We start from the raw sequence: 4777 nt of genomic DNA, 5'->3' as shown, positions 1-4777 counted from the left end.
AGGAGGAACAAAGAAATGTCAAAGGCAAAATTTGAAAGAAATAAGCCACACGTAAACATTGGAACAATAGGACACGTAGACCACGGAAAGACAACATTAACAGCAGCTATTACAACAGTATTAGCAAATAAAGGATATGCAGAAGCGTTCAAGTATGACGAAATAGATAAGGCACCAGAAGAGAAAGAAAGAGGAATCACAATCAACACAGCGCACGTTGAGTATCAAACAGATAACAGACACTATGCGCACGTTGACTGTCCAGGACACGCTGACTATGTAAAGAACATGATAACAGGAGCAGCGCAAATGGACGGAGCAATACTAGTTTGTTCAGCAGCAGATGGACCAATGCCTCAAACAAGAGAGCACATACTTCTAGCATCAAGAGTAGGAGTTGACTACATAGTAGTGTTCCTAAACAAGGCAGATATGGTAGATGATCCAGAATTACTAGAATTAGTTGAAATGGAAGTAAGAGAGCTATTAAGCGAGTATAAATTCCCAGGAGACGATATACCAGTAATAACAGGATCAGCATTAAAGGCATTAGAGAACCCAACAGATCCAGAAGCAACAAAATGTATAATGGACCTAATGGATGCAGTAGATAGCTATATCCCAACACCAGAAAGAGCAACAGATAAGCCATTCTTAATGCCAGTAGAAGATGTATTTACAATCACTGGTAGAGGAACAGTTGCAACTGGAAGAGTTGAAAGAGGAATACTAAAGGTTGGAGACGAAATCGAAGTAGTAGGATTAACCGAAGAGAGAAAGAAGACAGTATGTACAGGAGTAGAAATGTTCAGAAAGCTTCTTGATCAAGCAATGGCAGGGGATAACATAGGAGCACTATTAAGAGGTATCCAAAGAACAGAAATCGAAAGAGGTCAAGTTCTAGCAAAGCCAGGAAGCGTTAACCCACACGCAAAATTTGTAGGTCAAGTATACGTACTTAAAAAAGAAGAAGGCGGAAGACATACACCATTCTTTGATGGATACAGACCACAATTCTATTTCAGAACAACAGACGTTACAGGATCAATCAAACTTCCAGATGGAATGGAAATGGTTATGCCTGGAGACCACATAGATATGAATGTTGAGTTAATCAACCCAGTAGCAATGGATGAAGGACTAAGATTCGCTATCAGAGAAGGCGGAAGAACAGTAGGTTCAGGCGTTGTTACTACAATAGTTAAATAGTTTTAACAATTATGCAGATGATTGTTATCTGCGATAGTATAAAAAATTAGTGTACATTAATAAAGTAAGTATACTTACATTGAAAAGGAAGGGGACGCCCTTCCTTTTTTATTATTTTTGATGAAACTTATAATGAAAATGTGGAATTTGATTATTTGAGATATTATTTTCTGTAAGTGTAGTTTAAAGAGGCTGCTAAACTTAAAATTAATGATTCTAGAATTTCTAATATTTTATAGGGTTCTTTAAGTATTTGTCTATAGATACCTGCAGTACATCCAACGATTAATGAAGCAATCCCCAGATGTTTTGATGCTTTTTTTCAGGAATGTCCGAATAAAATGGCCAAAGAGAGTCGGTTTCACTAAACATAAATAAAAATAGACTTAATGTAATTATGTTTATTTGAAATAAAATAATTATCCTAGATGATAATCCTGTAATTATATTCATTGTGCTCGTAATATTTATTATAGCTTTATTTTATATATCTTAATTTAAATATCTTTGTACTATAGCTTTAGTAAATATAGTCAAAACATAGAGCATATCGGAGGAAGAGTTACATATAGTGGAAGGTACTATAGCTGCGAACAATATAATGGCAATAATAGAAGGTGAATAGTTAAAAATCACTGTAGAAAGTAAAATTTCAGGCTGAATTTTTGGGAATGAAACAAAAGCTACAATACAGATAATAGCAGGTATAAGGGAAAATAACGACAAGAATATATCACAGATAAAATTTATAATATATTGCAGTATTAGACTGAGAATAGTTAAAAAGCCCATTTTTGCTGATGGAATTTTATTAACAAAAGTAGCAAACCCAGCTTACATAACAGCAAAATTCAAAGAGATTAGTAAGCAAAAAAATAACTGACCTTTAAAATAAGTCAGTGAAAGCATCAGCCTATTGACTTACCATAACAGTATATACAACAGTAAGTAGGCCTAGCCTATATTATATTAATTCAATAAATATTGAAATAATAGTACCAGAAGCTAGAGTCTGAGAAATTGTTAAACAAAATAGAGATAGTATATTTAATACGGATGTTATAATATAGTTGACAGAACAAAATTTTCTGCCCCTCACTCTTCCTAATTTAGCAGCAAAGATAGAAATAGGTATAATTCCAGTGGGGGATGCTAGTATATACTAAACAGCTGATATGAATTACTTACCATAGAATTTCTAGCAAGACCAAAAATGCTTACTCCACCAATAATCATTTTAATCCTCCTTATAGTTATTTCTTGAATAACTATTTATCATATTTACTAACATTTACATAAAGTTATTGATAGAATGTAAGGTAAAATTACTAAGGTATATAAAATAAAATTATTTTATATACCTGTATGTTTACACATACTATTGCTAAGTAAACATGAATACTTTGCCTAGTGTATCAATATGGGAATTGATGAGTAATTAAGAGAAAAGTAAAGAATAATAAGAATAAGTTAAGAAATTTAGTAATTTTAATTTAAGTAAAATAGCAATATGTGTTATTATAAAACACGTCGCTAAATCAAGTGACAAATTAATTGTAGGTTTTGATAATAACTTTAAAAGATTAAAAAAATGCAAAAAAGCTATTGACAAACCCTAACTGAAATGATAAGATATAAAAGCTGTCAGATGACGGCAAACAAATTGGTCTTTGAAAATTAAACAGAGAATATAAAGGTAAATGACCAGCAATTCTTTTGAAGTTGAAAAACTTCTAAAAACAAGTAAGCGATGAGCTTAAAAGATTCAAACTTTTAAATTGAGAGTTTGATCCTGGCTCAGGACGAACGCTGGCGGCGTGCCTAACACATGCAAGTCGAGCGGGGAACTTCGGTTCCCAGCGGCGGACGGGTGAGTAACACGTGGGTAACCTGCCTTGTAGAGGGGGATAGCCTTCCGAAAGGAAGATTAATACCGCATAACATACATGCTTCGCATGAAGAATGTATCAAAGGAGCAATCCGCTACAAGATGGACCCGCGGCGCATTAGCTAGTTGGTGAGGTAACGGCTCACCAAGGCGACGATGCGTAGCCGGCCTGAGAGGGTGAACGGCCACATTGGAACTGAGACACGGTCCAGACTCCTACGGGAGGCAGCAGTGGGGAATATTGCACAATGGGCGAAAGCCTGATGCAGCAACGCCGCGTGAGTGAAGAAGGCCTTCGGGTTGTAAAGCTCTGTCTTCTGGGACGATAATGACGGTACCAGAGGAGGAAGCCACGGCTAACTACGTGCCAGCAGCCGCGGTAATACGTAGGTGGCAAGCGTTGTCCGGATTTACTGGGCGTAAAGGATGCGTAGGCGGATGCTTAAGTCAGATGTGAAAATCCCGAGCTTAACTTGGGAACTGCATTTGAAACTGGGTATCTAGAGTGCGGGAGAGGAAAGTGGAATTCCTAGTGTAGCGGTGAAATGCGTAGAGATTAGGAAGAACACCAGTGGCGAAGGCGACTTTCTGGACCGTAACTGACGCTGAGGCATGAAAGCGTGGGGAGCAAACAGGATTAGATACCCTGGTAGTCCACGCCGTAAACGATGAATACTAGGTGTGGGGGTTATCATGACCTCCGTGCCGCAGTTAACACAATAAGTATTCCGCCTGGGGAGTACGATCGCAAGATTAAAACTCAAAGGAATTGACGGGGGCCCGCACAAGCAGCGGAGCATGTGGTTTAATTCGAAGCAACGCGAAGAACCTTACCTAGACTTGACATCTCCTGAATTACCGGTAATGCGGGAAGCCCTTCGGGGCAGGAAGACAGGTGGTGCATGGTTGTCGTCAGCTCGTGTCGTGAGATGTTGGGTTAAGTCCCGCAACGAGCGCAACCCTTGTCGTTAGTTGCTACCATTAAGTTGAGCACTCTAGCGAGACTGCCGCGGTTAACGCGGAGGAAGGTGGGGATGACGTCAAATCATCATGCCCCTTATGTCTAGGGCTACACACGTGCTACAATGGTCGGTACAATGAGACGCAATACCGCGAGGTGGAGCAAAACTTATAAAACCGATCCCAGTTCGGATTGCAGGCTGCAACTCGCCTGCATGAAGCCGGAGTTGCTAGTAATCGCGAATCAGAATGTCGCGGTGAATACGTTCCCGGGCCTTGTACACACCGCCCGTCACACCATGAGAGTTGCCAACACCCGAAGTCCGTGAGCTAACCGTATGGAGGCAGCGGCCGAAGGTGGGGGTAGCGATTGGGGTGAAGTCGTAACAAGGTAGCCGTAGGAGAACCTGCGGCTGGATCACCTCCTTTCTATGGAGAAATCCAGATTGTTCATTGAACAACTGGTAGCTGGAAATCCTTAAATCTCTGTTTAATTTTGAGAGACCAATAGTCGAAAGACTGTAGGTAAATCTCAATTGTTCTTTGAAAATTGCACAGATTAAACAATTAATAAATTGTTATACTCAAACTAACTACTATATAGTAATTAAAAGGGTATACAATTTCGCGAATGAAGTAATGATTACTCGCGTTTTAATTACTTCATAAATAAAAGTCTTAAGTTTAGTGATAGATTTAAGCATGTTCTAAAAGTGCAAC

The 4777-nt window shown here is 38.8% G+C and carries 1 protein-coding gene and 1 rRNA gene; both read left to right on the top strand.

Going from position 1 to position 4777, the window contains the following annotated elements:
• Positions 1 to 15 precede the first annotated feature (15 nt).
• Positions 16 to 1209, top strand: a complete 1194-nt coding sequence (tuf, locus tag NBE98_RS00060; protein WP_250811131.1) for an elongation factor Tu — start codon at positions 16 to 18, stop codon at positions 1207 to 1209.
• Between the two features lie 1774 nt (positions 1210 to 2983).
• Positions 2984 to 4486: ribosomal RNA gene (locus NBE98_RS00055) — 16S ribosomal RNA — on the top strand.
• Positions 4487 to 4777: the final 291 nt, after the last annotated feature.

It is taken from the genome of Clostridium swellfunianum (assembly GCF_023656515.1).
Taxonomy (GTDB): Bacteria; Bacillota; Clostridia; order Clostridiales; family Clostridiaceae; genus Clostridium_AT; species Clostridium_AT swellfunianum.
The sequence above is the reverse complement of the archived record's forward strand: the minus strand, read 5'-3'. Positions and strand labels throughout refer to the sequence as shown.